Source organism: Pseudoalteromonas sp. CNC9-20 (genome assembly GCF_022347875.1).
Lineage (GTDB): Bacteria > Pseudomonadota > Gammaproteobacteria > Enterobacterales > Alteromonadaceae > Pseudoalteromonas > Pseudoalteromonas ruthenica.
Genome location: NZ_JAKRFS010000002.1, coordinates 16,951 through 34,574 on the forward strand (window position 1 = coordinate 16,951; position 17,624 = coordinate 34,574).

At 49.3% G+C, this 17,624-nt stretch carries 14 protein-coding genes and 1 pseudogene; 3 read left to right on the plus strand and 12 right to left on the minus strand.

Annotated elements, in window-relative coordinates; all coding sequences use genetic code 11:
- Window positions 1-88: 88 nt before the first annotated feature.
- The 12 genes and pseudogenes from MHM89_RS03695 to MHM89_RS03750 all read right to left on the minus strand — a co-directional run bounded on the left by MHM89_RS03695 (window position 89) and on the right by MHM89_RS03750 (window position 13,825).
- Window positions 89-778 (minus strand): hypothetical protein, encoded by a 690-nt coding sequence (locus MHM89_RS03695; RefSeq protein ID WP_130146114.1) that lies wholly within the window; start codon window positions 776-778, stop codon window positions 89-91.
- Window positions 765-1,493 carry a hypothetical protein gene (locus MHM89_RS03700; protein WP_239408105.1) on the minus strand — a complete coding sequence of 243 codons (729 nt, stop codon included), beginning with the start codon at window positions 1,491-1,493 and terminating at the stop codon, window positions 765-767. Before MHM89_RS03700 ends, MHM89_RS03695 begins: the two co-directional genes overlap by 14 nt.
- Window positions 1,490-1,825, minus strand: coding sequence for a cupredoxin domain-containing protein (locus MHM89_RS03705; protein ID WP_138548116.1), 336 nt, complete (start codon window positions 1,823-1,825; stop codon window positions 1,490-1,492). The genes MHM89_RS03700 and MHM89_RS03705 overlap by 4 nt, the downstream gene beginning before the upstream one ends.
- Window positions 1,813-3,102, minus strand: a complete 1,290-nt coding sequence (locus MHM89_RS03710; protein WP_239408106.1) for an ATP-binding protein — start codon at window positions 3,100-3,102, stop codon at window positions 1,813-1,815. Before MHM89_RS03710 ends, MHM89_RS03705 begins: the two co-directional genes overlap by 13 nt.
- Window positions 3,103-3,110: 8 nt before the next feature.
- Complete coding sequence (locus tag MHM89_RS03715; RefSeq protein WP_239408107.1) at window positions 3,111-3,776, minus strand: response regulator; 666 nt, start codon at window positions 3,774-3,776, stop codon at window positions 3,111-3,113.
- Window positions 3,777-3,791: 15 nt separating this feature from the next.
- On the minus strand, window positions 3,792-4,439 hold the full coding sequence (locus MHM89_RS03720) for a tetratricopeptide repeat protein (RefSeq protein WP_022944782.1): 648 nt from the start codon (window positions 4,437-4,439) through the stop codon (window positions 3,792-3,794).
- A gap of 3 nt (window positions 4,440-4,442) precedes the next feature.
- The gene (locus MHM89_RS03725) at window positions 4,443-5,228 is read right to left on the minus strand and encodes an SDR family oxidoreductase (protein WP_239408108.1); all 786 of its coding nucleotides are present in this window, start codon (window positions 5,226-5,228) and stop codon (window positions 4,443-4,445) included.
- Window positions 5,225-5,914 (minus strand): iron-containing redox enzyme family protein, encoded by a 690-nt coding sequence (locus MHM89_RS03730; protein ID WP_239408479.1) that lies wholly within the window; start codon window positions 5,912-5,914, stop codon window positions 5,225-5,227. The genes MHM89_RS03725 and MHM89_RS03730 overlap by 4 nt, the downstream gene beginning before the upstream one ends.
- A 465-nt stretch (window positions 5,915-6,379) precedes the next feature.
- Window positions 6,380-7,345, minus strand: a pseudogene (locus MHM89_RS03735) (AMP-binding protein); the annotation flags it as partial.
- Window positions 7,342-8,031, minus strand: coding sequence for a thermostable hemolysin (locus MHM89_RS03740; RefSeq protein WP_239408109.1), 690 nt, complete (start codon window positions 8,029-8,031; stop codon window positions 7,342-7,344). The gene MHM89_RS03740 and the pseudogene MHM89_RS03735, both read right to left, overlap by 4 nt.
- Before the next feature lie 116 nt (window positions 8,032-8,147).
- Window positions 8,148-9,488 carry a trypsin-like serine protease gene (locus MHM89_RS03745; RefSeq protein ID WP_239408110.1) on the minus strand — a complete coding sequence of 447 codons (1,341 nt, stop codon included), beginning with the start codon at window positions 9,486-9,488 and terminating at the stop codon, window positions 8,148-8,150.
- 323 nt (window positions 9,489-9,811) lie between these two features.
- Window positions 9,812-13,825, minus strand: a complete 4,014-nt coding sequence (locus MHM89_RS03750) for a rhombosortase-dependent M36 family metallopeptidase (protein WP_239408111.1) — start codon at window positions 13,823-13,825, stop codon at window positions 9,812-9,814.
- Between the two features lie 77 nt (window positions 13,826-13,902).
- Between MHM89_RS03750 and MHM89_RS03755 the strand changes: the two genes are divergently transcribed.
- From MHM89_RS03755 to MHM89_RS03765, 3 genes are all read left to right on the plus strand, one after another.
- The gene (locus tag MHM89_RS03755; protein ID WP_239408112.1) at window positions 13,903-14,319 is read left to right on the plus strand and encodes a hypothetical protein; all 417 of its coding nucleotides are present in this window, start codon (window positions 13,903-13,905) and stop codon (window positions 14,317-14,319) included.
- Between the two features lie 151 nt (window positions 14,320-14,470).
- Window positions 14,471-15,250 (plus strand): hypothetical protein, encoded by a 780-nt coding sequence (locus tag MHM89_RS03760; protein ID WP_239408113.1) that lies wholly within the window; start codon window positions 14,471-14,473, stop codon window positions 15,248-15,250.
- A gap of 92 nt (window positions 15,251-15,342) precedes the next feature.
- Entirely contained in the window at window positions 15,343-17,607 is a 2,265-nt protein-coding gene (locus tag MHM89_RS03765; protein ID WP_239408114.1) for a tetratricopeptide repeat protein, read from the plus strand.
- Window positions 17,608-17,624 lie beyond the last annotated feature (17 nt).

Sequence of the window (17,624 nt, forward strand, 5' to 3'; positions counted from 1 at the left end):
CGTTTAATAACTCAGTACTGAGTGAAAATGTACTGATAACAATGGCATGTCGATCAACTTAATGCAAAATCATAATCGGGTTGCACATTTAAAACTCAAACTCTAGCGCTAAACGAACGCTGTGGTCTTTGCCGCCATGACCTACTTCGGTAATAAAGCCTGCCTCCCACTTTAGCTGTCGCTGCCCTGCAAAACGGTGCAAACCTATAAATCCAGGGCCGATGCCAATAAAATCTTCACCGCTATATAGCTCTATTGCAGGTTGAAATGCAGCACGCCAGCGATAACGATATTGACCTCGAAACTCACTTTCCCATTCACTATCTATATCCGCGCCCCACTCATAAACCGCAAATGCGTTAAGCGTTAAGCTGGTCGATCCAAATTCTTTTTCAAATAATAGCCCGGTGGTAAATTCATAGGCATTTTGACGATGGCTTTTTTCTACTTCAAACAGGGCTCCAAAATCAGCCCAATAACGACCTTGCTCCACAACTTGCCAGCGCAATTCAGTTTCATAAGCAGCAAGACCAAAATCACCATTGTCATCGCGCTCACCCACCGCATAAAGCTCCACACTGAGAGTCTCGCTAATAGCGCCGCCGCCACCGATGCGCTGCGCCAGCACATTTCCAGCGTCACTTTGATGCGACACTAAACGCCATTCGAGTTCCTTTTCATAGGGTAAAACATAAGGATGATACACCTTATCAACCACCATACCATCAGCCCAACAGGGCAAGCTGAGGAACAGCAATAAGCCACTAAGGTAACGCATGATTTCTCCTTCGTTGCCAATAGGCGGCAAGTAGCAAGAGAGCTCCAGCGCCAAGATAAACACATACAGACAATATGGATGGCATCGCCTCGTACCCGATTAGAATCTTTAAAAGTCGCCCTATTGGGCTATGCTCATCAAGCCACTGACGACCATCAAACAGTGGTTGTGGCAAGGTGATCAGCCCAGCGCCAGCGGCGATATCTAGCGAAGTAATAAACTGGCCACTGACATGCAAGGCAAAAAGCGCAACACAGAGCCAACCATCTAGCCATTGTGCTAACCAGGCTAGTAAAAACACGAGCAACACCGCCATACTGAGTACAATGCCCACCCCTAAGCCAACCCCCAGCAACACACTGGTATTGAGTTGCAGCTGCATTAACCAAGGTACATAGTGGCTTAAATACAAACAGCTAGCGCAAGCAAATAGCGCCAGCGTTGACATGAAGTTACGAAAAAAAGCCAGCCCGCCAGCACTTAGGGTCAGCAACACAATCAACAATATTTGTGAGTATTCAAAGCCTAAATAGTTAAACCCTTGACTCAATTGCTCAAGTGCAGCGATATAAGCTGCGGCGGGCACAGTGACGAAAAAAGCAAGCGCCCCCCACTGTTTGCCTTGTATTTTTTTATCGACAAAGTAAATTGCAAAAACGCCGATAATAGCAAGCGGCAACAGCTGGTTAATGGTCACGATGACACTATTGATCACTGTCCCTCCTGAGGCGCTTTGACGATAACGACTCCCCTAGCTGTATCCGGTGAGAATTCACCAAAAAAGGCATATTCGCCTGGTGCTAATGGGCCAATGAAAATAACGTTCACACGTCCAGGAAAGAGCACTTTTTCACGATTTAAATCAAAGCTGTCAAATTCCTCCGGGGTGGCATCGTGATTGCTGACCAATAACCGTACTTTCTCCCCCGCCGGAATTTCCAGGCGTGACGGATAAAATAAATGGTTTTTTAGGGTTAGATGAAACTCTTTGAGCTCGGCCTTAGCGGGTAAGCTCAATAGCAACACAATCCAAATCAGTCGCTGCATAAGGTATCTCGCTGCCTAGCCAAAGTGACCTGCACCTGCAGACCGCCCCAGGGACTGCTCATCAATGCCAGCTTACCTTGGTATAATCCGACAACATGCTGCACGATAGCCAACCCTAACCCTGCTCCGGGTATATGGCTTGGGTGACTATCCCCACCGACACGAAAAAAGCGGTCAAAAATACGTTCTCGGAGATCAGTAGCAATGCCAGGGCCTGAATCGCTGACACTCAGTATCACCTCAGCGCCGAGGTCTTGCAGCTCTATCACCACTTTACCCCCTTCAGGTGTGTACTTCACGGCGTTACTAATAATGTTTTTTATCATCACTGAAAGGGTAAAGGTTTCACCCTGAATGTCACGGCACTCTCCATTTAAGCTGATATCCAGCTGTTTCTTTTCAATTTGCGGATACAACTCGGCAATACAGACTTGGCATAACTGTGCCAAGGATTGCGGCCCGAGCTTATCCTGCCACTGATGGGAAGAGGTGCGCCCCAGCGCGAGCATTTGTTCAACTAAATGGTTTAGCCGCTCTACACTCTCCACGAGCGCCTGCGCATCATCGTCATCATAGCGCTGCTGTAAGTTATGTAAGTTAATTTTCATTGCGCTTAGCGGTGTGCGCAGTTCATGTGCGGCATCACTGGCAAAATAACGTTCTCGCAAATACGCTTGCTCGGTGCGATGCAAAAGCTCATTAAGAGTTTGCACAACCGGCTTAATTTCCGACTCATTGGGTTGCATCTGCAACAAGGTAAAATCGTGAGCAGCTCGCCCTTTCAACTCCTGTGACAACTGCGATAAGGGCCGCAATGCACGCTTCACTACGATACTAATTAACAGCGCCAGCAGGGCCATACCCCACAACATAGGTACCACCATGGCCATGATCAGCTGTTCACTGAGCGCAAAACGCTCAGCGATGGGCTCAGCAACGGCAACACATTGTTGGTTTTGACAATACGTTGCCACACGCAGGCGTTGTCCTTGTGCATTGAGGGTACTCATGCCTGATTGCTCGGGCTGCGTCAGCCAAGTTGTCGAGCCAGCGACAATATCGCCCTGATGCCAACGCTGCCAAATGACATTAGGTAAACTTTGTGGTGCTATCTCGCCACTGTGAAAAAGAACCTCGGCCTGGGTATGCAAATGTGAATCAAATAACGTCTCGGCGCGGGCTAAACTGCGTTGGTAGCCCTCAACCAGAGCCAAAAATAAGGTCAAAACCATCACTGATATCAATAACAACAAAAGTTTCGCACGAATACTCATCATCGCTGCGCTTATTGAGGCTCACGTGCGAGGACGTAACCAATGCCCCGCAATGTTTTGATCATGTTAGCTGGCAGCTTTTTACGCAAATGGTGAATATGGACCTCAATGGCATTTGAGCCGAGTTCTTCGCCCCATTGATATAACTTTTGCTCTAGCTGCTCCTTTGATAACACTCGGCCTTGGTTTTCCATCAATGCTTTCAGCAACATATACTCCTTACGCGGTAAGGACAGCGGCTGCTCGTCAACCCAGGCTTGATGCGCAGCTAAATCAAGACGCAGTGCAGCACAACGCAGTAAACTAGAAGTGACGCCACTGATACGCCGCGACAACACCCGCAGTCGAGCAAGCAGCTCATCCACTTCAAAGGGTTTCACAAGGTAATCATCAGCACCTAAATCAAGGCCTTTAATCTTATCATCTAAGCTATCTCGTGCCGTTAAGATCAACACCGGCAGCGGCTTTTTGCGCCCTTTTATTTGGCTCATCAAGGTGAGTCCATCACCGTCGGGCAAGCCTATATCTAATATCACCATGTCAATATCGTCGCTGGCGATATATGCGCGAGCTGACGCTAGGTCTGATACCGACTCCATCGCGTAGCCCTCATTGCCTAATGTTCGCGTCAGCCCTTGATTCAAGAGCGCATCGTCTTCAACTAACAACAGCCGCAACCCAACTCTCCCCTATTAACGGCGTAATTTACGCTCAACTTTAGCTAATAAAGTGCTAATTTCCTGCTGCCGATACTTATCTGCAAGCGGGCGAGCCAAGCGAGGTGGTGCGGCTTGGGCCTTAAGCAGATAGGTTTTCGCTTCTTTATATTCTCTTTCATCATAGAGGAACTGAGCATAAAAGTAATTAACGTCAATGCCTTCAGGGTTGATTTGCAGCGACTTCTGTAGCAGTTCTTTGGCTTTATCATCGTCACCGAAGCCGATAGGCCAACCCGGTACTTGCGCATACAAGGTCCCCAGGCTAGTGTAAGCAGAGCCTTGTAAAGCACTGCCATCTAAACGGATAGCGTACTCCAACTCTTGCTTCGCTTGCTTTGCCAAACCCAAGGCACCTAGCCCCCCTTTCGCACCAGCAAAACTGGAATAAATAATACCTGCCCAGATATGACCCTCTGCATCTTGTGGAAACTTGTGGGTGTAATCTTTGGCAGTCCCCATCAGCGCTTCAAAAGCCTGCTCTTGGTCATCATCTTGTAGCTCATAATTAACGTGTGCCCATTGGCTCATCAATTCAGCGACACTGATAGGTGGTTCATCTGCGTAGGCTGGGGAGTGGCACAGTGCCACAGTGAAGATCAAAGATAAAAATGATGTTTTCATAGCTCACCTCATTAGCTTTTTAATAACAGGAAGTTGCTTGGCTAGCGCGTTATCAACCAAGGTTGGCCATAGTGCATTTACCTTGGCGAAGAATGATTCTTTCTTGCCAACACTGCGTTGGCGCTCTGTAGAGTCGAGTAAGCGTATAAATTCATCGGCCACATAATCAGGCGTATCCATTGCGTTACCGAGTGCCGTGTTAAGCGCCACCACTTTGTCGCTGTTGATCGCCGTGTGTGTTGCTCGTGGGGCGAAGTATTTGACGGTAATCGCGCTGTCGCTGAGCTCTCTAGCTAATGCTTCGCTAAAACCACGTAATGCAAATTTGCTCGCACAGTAATGGCTTTGCAGGGGGTAACCGATGGCGCCGAATGACGAACCAACATTAATAATGGTGCCCCGAGCTTGGCTCAAAGCCGCCAATAACCCTTGACTCAGCAGCATTGGCGCACGAATATTGACGCTCAACATATTATCGATTTGTGTAGTCGAGAGCGTCTGTAGGGACTGCATACTGTTGACACCGGCATTGTTAATGAGCAAGTCACAACGACCAATCCCACTAAGTAAATCAATAACATGGTTAATATCATTGGTCATTGCCAAATCGACACTGAGCCCGATATGGTGACCACATTGAGGACTTGGCAACTCGCTTATTAAAGAATCAAGCAGCTGTTGCTGGCGCCCAAGCAGCACCAAACGATAGTGACGTTGCGCTAAGCGTTTGGCGATGGCTTGGCCGATGCCGCCAGTGGCTCCGCTGAGTACGGCGATAGCTTGGCTCATGCGCTCACCTGCTGGTCACGGATTTTGGCAAGACCGTGCTCTGCACTCAAAGAGTGAAAGATATTCCCATAAAGGTGGTAAAAGCGCTGCGCCGCATGGATGATCGCATGTTGATCATCTGTATCAGTAATACGATTCATAAGCCCCTGAAAAAACTTCACATGTTCTTGGTCTAAGGCGCCATGGGAGGTGAGATAAGTAAACGCCTTTTGAGGCAGCGCCAATGACGTTTTTATTTCGCTTGCAGCAGAATCTGCAAGTGCTATCGAGGTTCCTTCCAGTACATGCACCATGCCAAAAAATCCAAGCGGATTGTTTCGTGCTATGGTGTCGTAGGCATAACTCACCATCAGCTCTGTCGCCATAGCCGGCTTACTGGCCCGGGCTTGCTCTTTATCAAAGCCGCAAGCAGCAATATCATTGAGTATCCATTCTTGGTGCCCCAACTCTTCCTCAATGTATTCGGCGAGCGCGTCTCGTAGCCACTCCTTGTGTTCAGGGACGCGTGCACCACAGGCCATAAGTAACGGCACAGTGTGCTTTACGTGATGATAAGCTTGGGTTAAAAAGGCGACGTACTGATCTAAGCTCACCTTACCGGCCAATGCTTCACTAATAATCGGCGCTGACAATAAATATTGACGTTGCGCCTCGGTTTTAGCCACTAGCTGTTCAAAGAAGGTCATTTTGGGTTGCTCCTGGTATAAATCATTTAAAATATCGCTGAATGCGTGCGCGATAGCGGCGCGTTTTGGCCGATGGTTAGCACTTAGGTGCCCAGCGTCCACAGATAAAGGAGTTACAAGGCGGTGGTAACGCATGATTTGCGCGTAACTTGGCAGTGCTTTATTGACACGCGCTAGTGCGCTGTTTAATTGCTGGTCGGATACATTTTCAGGCGCCCACAACAACGCCACAAGGTGGGCTTGAGCCTCGCCAAATACCATAGCCTGAGTAACTGCAGTTTGGTTTAACAGTTCAGCCTCCGGCCACTCAGGGGAAACATTGCGGCCATTCGCTAAAATAAGGCGGTTACTTTTTCGACCGACAATAAATAACTCACCCTTTTCCACGCGCACGAGATCGCCAGTTCGATAGTGTTGCTCGGTAGGGTGTGGCTCGCCGAGATACCCCAAGAAATGAGGTGCAACAAGACATAACTCGCCATCTTCAATATGATATTCAACATGTTCTAGAGGTCGGCCGACACTGTGTAAGTTATTGCAGCCCTCAGTTGCAAGGCTCACCACCGAGCCAGCCTCAGAAAGGCCATACCCCTGATAAACAGGCAGACCCAATTGCCTTGCGCGTGCGATGAGTTTGGCACTGACTTTGGCCCCACCCACAGCGATAAACTGCAATGACGTAGGCACGTGCCAGCCATTCTCAGCCCCTTGCACTAAACCCTTAAGCAATTCTGGAACAAGGATCAACGAGTGCGGTGCAAAGGTGCTGATATAGGTCAACAGCCGCTGTGGTTGTACAAGCTCGATACCATCGAATCCAAGTGTTCTTAAACTTGGCGCATGCACTTGCCCTCCCGTCAGCAAGGGTGCATACATACCAGCCACATTTTCAAGCAATACCGCGAGGGGAAGTAAACACAAATGTTTCGCTCGAGTCAGGGTCGTGCGTTGCACGAGCGAATTGGCAACTTGAATGAGCTGTTTGTTGCTCAAACACACCCCTTTTGGGTTGCCCGTAGAGCCCGATGTAAAAGTGATCTTCTGGGTGTTTTTAGGAAAGGCCTGAGCTTGCTGCTTATACTCAAGCTTTGTCAGTCGCAATTCAGTGCCTGCCACCCACAGTGATTGACCTTGATGACAAGAATCGCTGAGCACATAATCTGGCTGAGCAGTATCTAGGGCATGCTGGCGCTGTTGTGGGGTAAAAAACGCAGGGAGCGGCAACGCAACAACGTCTGCTTGCTGCATGGCCAAATCCAATACCATCCACGGTACGCCATTATCTAGCTCTAATGCGATACATCGCGCCGACATTATGCTTAGCTGTTGTGCTAGCTGGTATACCGCGAGTTCGAGCTGTTTAGCTGTCAAGGTGGTATGCTCGTCACTAATGTGGCTGCCCGATGGCAACGGCCATAACTTGTGGTTCATAGCATTTTCCCCTGCCAAGCTAGGGTGCTCACTTCCTCACTTAGGCTGTTGGCCAGTGTTTGTAACTTAGGCGTATTATCTATGTGCTTACACACAGAATCTATATCGACGCGACATACTTGAGGGCGGTTAAAGTAATAACTTCCCCAACATCGCCCCTGATCGCTTAAACACTCGGGTTGAGCATCGCACACGACCTCAAACGGTGCCCCGATCCGCGATAGTAAAGCGCGTATGTGGGCCGTGGCGCAAAAAAGTAGGCTTTTTTTATGTGCTTGTTTCAACGCCTTAGCAAGGATCACAAAGTGAGATAATGTAGTCTCGCTGTGTGTCGACACTAAGTTACCCATTTCTACACATTGCTGCGGCGCTATCTGCCATTGCTTAAGATATGACGACAAAGGCCGAGACAGATAGTTCTCTATAAACAAGGGCTCATTGGCACTGCGTAGGCCGAAACAACAATAGCGCTCTTTGGTAGTCACCAAACAAACCAATAACGGCATAAATTGGTTGATATCCGCATCATAGTGCTTGGCAAAGCCTTGACGGATCCGCGTACATAACACCTTATAATGATGGTGCTCTAACGTGGCCGTAAAATACCCGGTGGACGGAGGTCTTTTTGACGTGTTCAGCGACTCTGGCGCAAGTCGCTGTTGGTGGTTTAACGCTATCGACTCCATAACCTATCTCGTTTTACTTATGCTATGGAATCAAGTTAGTGAGCCAATCTTAAGTAAACCTTAAGGGTGCTTAAAAATATAAAAAGGCCATGATTATGGCCTTTTTGGTGGGCGTATTATTGGCAGGCGGGATCAGAGCCGATTCGGCGCCACACACCCCAGGGACCTGATTCTGAGGGGACATCTCCTTGTGTCCACCAGCGTGCCTGATAGCGATAGCCATTGTACGTGACCTGATCGCGACGATAGTAAATGGTATTAGCGTCCCAATTACCTTTACAGACGCTGCCGCCATCCACTGCGTTAGCCGAAATTGCCGCGCTATATTGGCGTGGACTCTGCTCGACACTGAAATCAAGCGTTACACCCAAACTCCCAGCAGCTGATGCACCAAACTCAACACCAACGCTACAACTTTGATTCGCTGGCAATGTTGCAGCGCTGCAGCTATCTTGCGCTTTGACAACAGTTGATGCCACACCAGCGCTTGATAGGCTCACGGTGTTGAAAGTGACGGCGCTGCTGCCGGTGTTGGTAATGGTGAAAGTGTGCTGTTGTGTCTCTCCCAAGGTAAAATTACCCAAGGATTCGTTTTCTGTATACGATAAAGACACTGTCGGTGTGCCTGAGCCACCGGTTATCCCATCAATCCAACTGCGTAAGTCAGCGACATCAGCGTACACCCCGTAGTTGTTTGGTCTGGCGCACCCGATCCCCCAACTTACGATACCAAGCTGCACCCTTTGCCCACCGGAATTAATCACAATAGGGCCGCCGCTGTCGCCCTGGCAGGCATCTTTTTGTCCTTGCGAATAACCAGCACAAAACTGGGTTGCGCCGACATTGTTATAAGAGCCCCCGGATTGGCGACACACACTATCAGACACCAGCGGTACATCTACTTCATATAAGGCACTCGGTGACGAGCCACCTTCACTTAAGCGCCCTAAACCTGCAACAGTGAGTAAATCACCGTTATTAGCGTACTGACCTATCGACCCCTGTGCCATGGTTACCGCTTGGCCTTGATTTGGAAGACGTGCCAGCTTTAATAGCGCCATATCGTATCCGGTTGACACTGAGGCGAAGTTCGGATGTACGTATACTTGCGACACGCCAATACGATCGCCATCACTGCCGCCGCTGCTAAACCCCGCTACTTTTACATTCAACGAGGAAGCTGAGCTGCCATCAACACAGTGCGCTGCCGTTAATACATAACCATCTCCGATATAGCTCGCGCCGCAAAAGGGAGAGCTACCATAACGTGATAATAGCTGAGTGAAAAAGGGCCAATCTGCGGTGTTAGCAGGATTGCCGCCGACAATAAGAGGGCTCACTTGTCCCGACCCATCGAGGTGTTGTTGAGCATGCACTGCTGCACTAGTAAGCATAACTACGGTCACCCCAGCGCAGGCCAGAGCTCGTTGAATGGGGTTGAGGGTTGTTGTTTTCATTACCTTGGTCTCCTTGTTAGTTCGAAGTATCAATATAGGTACGAAAACAATAATGTAAATTTTTTGTTATTGAATATTATTCAAGCGTATCGCTCCTGTTGTTCACGCTGCGTTTAAATTTTATGAAATTATTACGTTATATCAAAACTTTGCATCATTCTTTTATTTGGCCAACAAGCCTTTACTACACGCGTGCGTATCTAAAAATTTACACTTAGCGCAGCTTAGACCAGTCCCCTGAGTTGAGAAAATAGGCTGCGGTTCTATACGAATAAGCAAAAAAAAACCACCGGGAGGTGGCCTTATAAGTGCTAATCGCGCCCTTATTTTTGTCGCCGTAGCCCTAGCATAGCGAGCAGCAATAATGCCCAACCACCCATGGAGCCACTGCCACCTTCATCACTGTCTGAGGGCGTGGGCTGAGGCTCGGGTTCAGGAGCTGGCTCGGCGATATTATTGACACTCACCTGCGCATCTTGCTGAGCAATCAGCTCGCCATCGCTCACCGTCACGGTGAATTCCAAGGTTTGCTGCGCACTGACTTGTGGTGCATTAAAACTGACTGTGGCCGTGTTAGCTGCGCTGAGAGTCACGTCAGGCCCAGCAGTTTGTTGCCATTGATAGCTCAAGGTATCACCGTCAGCATCTTGCGCATCAGCGCTGATACTGACCGGCTCTCCCTCATCAACACTTTGCGCTGGTATCTGCGCAATAACAGGAGGACGATTATCACACCCTTCCACGTCGCCGGGTACAACCTGATAAAACACCTCAGAGCTGATCCCCGCAATACTGACATTGTCTATCCACCAACCGGTATCTTCTACGCTGCCATCGGAGCTGATACGAAAACGCAATTGCACTTGCTCACCTGCCAGTTGCTGGCCAAAATCAATGGTTTCCATATTGCCAAACACGCTGTCGGTGCTATTGCGCCCAGTAAACACAGGACGCTGTTGCAGCGACTGAGCCGGGTTCTGGTTGAGTTGTCCATTATAGCCGACAGCGAACTGCCCTCCCGCCTCGGTGACATCTTGCCAACCTTGATCATTGATGTTCACTTCAACGACCGCGCCATCCCAAAACTCTTCTAGGGCATAGAAGTGCCAAAAAGAGACGCTAAAGTCTTGCTCTTCAGCAACCGTAAACGCTCGCGTAGTCAGAGCCACATCAGACTCGAAGCTATTGTTGCGTAAAAATAAGCTTTGCTCGCCCAGTTGCACACCTCCTTGTTCAAAGGTGTCGATGATATCTGAACTATCAAAGCTTAATGTTTGCTCAGAACCCACCGTGTCTTTGAGCAAAGAAAGCGCTAAGTTCTCTTTACTCAATGCCGCTAATTCCATGTCGTCACTTTGACTGGCATCGGTGAGAGGCGCATCCGCAAAGGCAATATTTACTGTAAACGTCTGGGTGATAGGTTCGGGACGTTGCACACTCTCACCATCGTCAGGGAAGCTAACCTGAAGCTGCAAAGGCGAGGCGATATCAGCATCATTTAAGCTCACATAGATGGGCGTGCTTTGAGCGCTGGCAAAGGGCTCAATGCTCACCACTTCACTCTCACCGCCATTGCCTAGGGTTACATCTTGCTGCGATAGCACGCTAAATTGCACAGGAATGTTATTAAGCGTTTCACTTCCGGTATTACTAATTTGCACCGTCAGCGTACCGGTTTCACCAATATCAAGGTAGCCATCGGCGCTACAGAAGCTCACTCCTTCGGGATCGAGCGTTATTTGCTCGGCACTAAATGCTGACGCTTGTGTTTCATAGGACTCGACCACGCCATCTAAAGTAGTACTGAAACGCTCAGGCGATTGCGCACCCAGCCCCATCCCACGGTTGGCAAAGGCATTCAGTGCGAGGCGATAGTCGTCGACGTCCTCTGCGGCAATGGCCGCTAATAAAGCATCTCGTGCTTCGGTGTAAAGCGGAGAGACCGGGGTCATTTTATACCCGGCAACGAGATAGCGCGCCATGCGTTGTTGGGCCTCGCTAAAGCCATGTTCATTAATCAACGCCACGTAGCTATCCCACAGCACAGATGCCCATAGTTCACCCGGTGCATGAGGTGAGGCGACACTGGTAGGTGGTAAACCAACATCACCACCTGCACCTTCAGTGATATGCCTAAAGTTCAGTGGGTTGATATCTTGATTCGGCGTATAAGGAACACGACGAATACCAAAGTAAAAATCCTCTACAAAAGTGCCGGTAGCATAAGGCTTGGTAAAATCGCTATTACCCGCAATTTGCGCATCACTGGCTTTAGCAATAAACAGGAGTGAATGAAAATCTGCCCAGCCCTCACCCATAGCACGACCTTGGAAGTTACCCAGCCCTGAGCCGTTGCCAATCAAACGGTTGCTGATGTAATGCCCCCACTCATGAGCGATTATACCGTTATCAAAGGTGCCATCTTTCAATGGGTTGGTATCAAACATTCGCACCGTGACCGAGCCCAACAGCATGGCATTATACAACTGTTGGCCGTCATCGAAGCTGAGGCCCATATTGCCAATGGTGACGGTGGCGTCCTCACCGCCCATGGGGGCTGGGGTGCCATCATCGACATTGTTAGTGACAATAGCGCCTAATGCGCCAGCATCTTGTGCGTTTTTAACCTTCACCGTGAAGTTACAACTGCCACGCTCAATAATAGCGATTTTATTCGCCAAAGTGCTGGGGTCAGCAGCGGCCTCGCACCCATCAAACACACTGCCTGAATCAACATCGTTGCCATCGTTAAAACGCGCAAGCTCGCCAGTGATATCAAATTCTAAAGGGCCAAAGGCCGAGCGCTGCGATGAGCTCAAAGTGCCTATTCCTGTCGGCCCGATAACACCAAAATCCTGGCCGACTTGAGCGTCTTTGGAGTTATACAAATACATTTGCATTCTTGGGCTAGCGCCATCTGCAGGGGTGGCCATATTGGCGTTATTCAAACCACTGTAATCTTGTGCCTGCGCCTCTATCGGGTCACCAGCAGCGCCGCCTCGGCCATAGTTATCTTGCTGAGCAACGCCTGCCGTCTCATCAAAGCCGTAGTCGTAAAAAAAGTCATGCAAAAAGTTATTCATGTAAAAAAGGTTCACCACCGCCGCTTTTACGTTGCCTTCAGCAGTCGGAGCTAATTCCGGATCAATAGGATAGTCAAAGGTGAACGCCGAAGTCGTCTCGGCACTCACATCGCCGGAGGTAAAACCTTGGGGAGCATTGATATCTGCATAAGCAAAAACGTTGTTACCCTCGGTGCGGGTGGCACTCTCGCCAAGCCATGGGTCTTGGGTTGAAATCGCCGAGTAGTAGGCAAGAGTAACCAGCGGTGCAGCTAGAATAGTGGTTTCGTCGGTTTGATTCGGTCCATCGGCGGGGATCACATCACCATGCGGCCCCTCTAGGGGATAGCCGCTTTGCACATCAGCATAAACTCGGTAGTTATACTCCGTGGCATGACTGTGCAAATTGTTTTTAAACAGCACTTTACCGGTGTCGCTGGCAATCACATAAGCAAAGTAGTCACTCTCCAGTGAGTCGCTGCGTTTGCGTTCCACTTCAACGTAATGGGCTGCTTTCAACTCATCGGCAAGTGGATAAAACACCGCCTTCACACGCACATTGTCAAATTGTTGCTGGTCGCTGGCACTGCGTACTTCAAAATGGTTATAGCCTTGGCGAATACGGCGTGCATCGAGTTGTACCGGCACATCACTGAGCTCGGCAATAGCTCTAAGGGCTGCCTCCTGCTCAGACGAAAATGCGCCAAGGGCGGTAAAGTTCTGCGCGCTTTGCGGTACATCAGCAAAATATCCGGCGCCAGCAACGAGGCTACCTTGACGGTTGAGCATAACGCTGTAGCGGCGATTAAATACTTCAATACCTTGCACAAATTGCTGATAACGCGCCACGATAGCGCCAGTACCTATGTCATGCCAGTCATTGAGGCGCACATCCACCTGAGATGATTTGAGCGCACTGATGCCGCTGAGCCGTTGCATATGCGTGTGTGCACGGTTTTTTAAATCTGTGACTTGGGCAGTGGCAGGTGCCGCCTTAGCTTGACCCCACACGAAGGTAGCGCGCTCTAAGGTATTATCAAAATGAGATTGATGGCCACTGGCCGTTGGTTGCTGTGCTAGCTTTCGTTGCGCCACGGCCAGCGGCGCTGCGGCCTTGGCCACCGCTTGGTAATGGTCTTGGCCAGCCTGTTGTGGCGCGCTATGCAGCGTTAGCGGCATACTCAATAAAGCAGCGCTCAATGCAGCGGTAACTGCAACGCTTGAAGCCGTTCGCGTTAATTTAAAAGAGTTACTGCATTGTTGAGATTGAGCCATAAGTCACCTTGCGTTCGCGGTTATATCGGAGCTACCTTAAAGGTAGACCATATTACTAATACACATTCGGAGTAATAATGCGATCAATTTATCTCCTACTCAGCGCGCTATTGCTAACCAGTTGCATGCCTCAGACGCCGACTTCTGCCACTGCACAAAAAAGCACACCTGCTGTTTACACGCTAAACAACAACGGCGATAAGATTCGCTGGCAAACACCTCGCTTGCAAGCTGGAAACAAGGTATTCAACGTATCGACAGGTGAATATGGCACGGTAGTGGGCGATATTGTTGTGACCAGCCAAGCTTTACCCGCTGACATGCTGCGCGCTCGATATAAAATAAACAACCTCTCTGGGAATAACTATCGCTTAACCCCCACAAATAAAATTGATTTAGCCGCTGAGATGATGCAACTGCAACAAAACGAAGCCATCGACGTTGTTGAGCTATTAGTGGATTATTCAAAACCAAGCCAAGCCGCTATCAAGTGATAAGAAGAATTCTGGTTGTCCTAGCACTCTGATCTCGGTCAAATAAAATGTATCCTTTGCAGGAACTTTTTAGGGCCTAAGCTATACTTTTTAGCATTTGTGGGAAGACTCGCTCTCACGCATATTGTGGACTGCTTTGTTAAGGATAATCATGAAACCCCTCATTTTTTTATTACTGCTCACTCCCATGCTGGTTCTCGCCAATGACGATGAAGTCCAGGATATGTCTGATCCCTTGGCAGTGTATACCCAAGCCGGTGTTGGCGTTACCGACAAAGGAGTCAATTTTAAAGTGGGTCAGTCTTACGATACTGGCAATGAACAAACCGCCGCGATGAATATCATCGAGGCTAAGGGCCTGTTGGGCGACACTCTAGGTTGGCGCTCTGATACGCGTACATCACAGTCACTCGACTCATTTCGTTTTCGCAACTTCAATGTTACGCTCCCCAAAGGTCAAGCGCAGCAGCTCGATATTAATTACAACTTTCGCGGCAGTTTGGTTGCTGATGAAAGCGCTGATATCTCTTACAGCTTTATTCAGGCATTGCCTGCTCACGGAGCTTTTAGCTTCTACCCGCTCGCCGGGGTGGGGCTCTCTGTGGGTAAAGACCGAGTGCAAAGCGATGGCGGCATTGATGACGGCTACGCCCTCATGGGCAGTTATGGATTGTTAGGTATGTACTCTAAATGGGCCATCAGCGACAACATTTGGGTAAACTACAACCCTTTTTGGTTAACTACGCTAACCGGCTCCAGCCAATACAGAGATAACTACTATGGCGCCCAAGAAAGCACCCTACTCACCCATGAGTTCGCCCTCAGCTATCAGCTCACCCCGCGTATGAACCTGCGCTACTTTGCTAATTGGAATGAAAACACTGACTTTTTTGCTGGCGATCATCGCTTAGAGTTTAACTATCAGCTTTAGTAACAAATACTTAGTGCAAAAATGCTGTGCTTTACTGCGCAGCAAATAAACTGTTATAAACAAGTTAAATTATCAATGTAGTGAATGTAGCAATGGATTTGAGCAAATTAGGCAAATGGAGGATCGTTGGCGTTGCCTTGGTGCTGTTTACTACACTCGCTTTTGCCGACCCTCAGCAGTGCGCCACCTGCCATCAACAACAGGTCATGGATTGGCAGCAATCAGATCATGCCAACGCGATGGCGCTAGCCAGCAAAGAGACCGCCCTAGGGGCATTCGATAACCGCACATTGGCGTTTCAAAACCAACAAGCGATCTTTAAGCAACGCAATGCGCAATTAATTATCTCCATGCCTGACTTACAAGGGCGAATGCGTGATATTGAGGTGACTCACACCTTTGGTCACTTCCCTTTACAACAATACATGTTTGCGTCAGACAATGGCCAACTACAGTTTTTTCCATTCGCTTGGGATAGTCGCCCAAAGGCACAAGGAGGCCAGCGTTGGTTTGTTCTTCACCCTGAACAGCAGCCCCACGACGAATTCCATTACAGCCAAAAAGGGCAAAACTGGAATCATATGTGTGCTGATTGCCACTCCAGTGATTTTGAGAAACGTTATTTAGCAAAACAGCAACAATTCGACTCGCGCTACAGCGCTATTAATGTCGGCTGCGCGTCCTGTCATGGCGATAGTCAGGCGCACTTGGCATGGGCAAAGGGCGACAAAACCATTAACGATAAAGGCTATGAACACACTATCGGTGTAAAAACGCCGCTGTTTAAGCGCCAGCAAGATGGCAGTATGAAAGCGGCCAGTCCACTGCGTCCCAGCTCTCAAGTTGCAGTGTGTGCCACTTGCCATGCACGACGCTCACAAGTGGCCGACCGCCAAGGTCCGCATAGCTTTATGGACAGTTTTCAACCAGCGCTGCTGGAACCTGAGCTGTACCATGTTGATGGTCAGATATGGGATGAGAACTATGTTTGGGGCTCATTTGTGCAAAGTAAAATGCACCAAGCGGGTGTCACGTGTGCGAACTGTCATAACCCGCACAGTGGCAAATTAACTCTGCCAGGGAATCAAACCTGTACCCAGTGCCATACTGCCGAAGTTTTTGATACCGCCAAACACCATGGCCACAAACACGACACTGAGGGCAGTCAGTGTGTCGATTGCCACATGCCAGCGACTACTTTTATGCAGGTGGATGCACGTCGCGATCACAGTTTTCGCGTACCACGTCCCGATTTAACGGCGAAAACACACGCCCCCAACACCTGTAACGGTTGCCATCAAGATAAAACGCCGCAATGGGCAACGTCGCACATAAAGCGCTGGCACCCGAACTCAAATTACTTAGGCACGCCGCACTTCTCCGAGGCTTTTTATGCTGCAGACAATAACTTGCCGAGTGCATCCGCCATGCTGACAAAAATAGCGCAGGATAAGAGTTACCCAGATATCGTCCGCGCTTCAGCATTGGCTCGCATGGCAGATCAGCCAGATAGAAATACCGTAGTCGCAATTGTTCGCGCGGTGCGGGACGACGAGCCTTTAAAACGCCAAGGAGCCATAGCCGGTGCGCGCAACTTTGCCATTGCCGAACGCTATCGAATGTTACAGCCTTTGCTCACAGATCCTCGCCTGCCCATTCGCGCGGAAGCAGGGCGAGTCTTAGCTGAAATGCTCACAGCTCCCTTTGCGACTCAATTAAGTGACAAGCAGCGTCTTGAGCTTGAAGATGCACTAAAGGACTATCGTCAAATGCAGCATTATCAAGCTGAGCGCGGCTACAGCCATACTAATCTTGGAAACTTGGCACGCTCATTAGGCGAGCATCAGCAGGCTGAGCAACATTACTTAGCTGCCATCGCAGTGGAACCCATTTTTATTCCGGCTTATGTCAATCTGGCCGACCTTTACCGTGCACTATCGCAAGAGCAAAAGGCCCGTACTACGATTGAGCAAGGGCTCAGTGTTAATAAAAATGCCTCTGCGCTGCACTACGCTTTGGCCATGAGCTTAGTGCGCTCAGGACAAAAGCAGCAAGCACTCTCCCATTTAGCGCGCGCAGCACAAAGTGACAATGGTGATTATGTGTATACCTATGCGCTACTTCTGCAAGATAGAGGGCAGCACCAAGAGGCGCTTGTGCAACTAAACAACGCATTTGCACTTACACCAGCCAACCCTGATATCAGCTATAGCTTGATGCAATTGCATGCACAGCAAAAGCAGTATCGCCAAGCCTATCGCTATGCCCAGCAACTGCAGCAATTGCTGCCAGATAACCCACAGATAGCGGTCATGGTCGAGAAGCTCGCGATGATGCAGCAATTGCAAAACCAGTAACAGCGCAACCAGAGTGA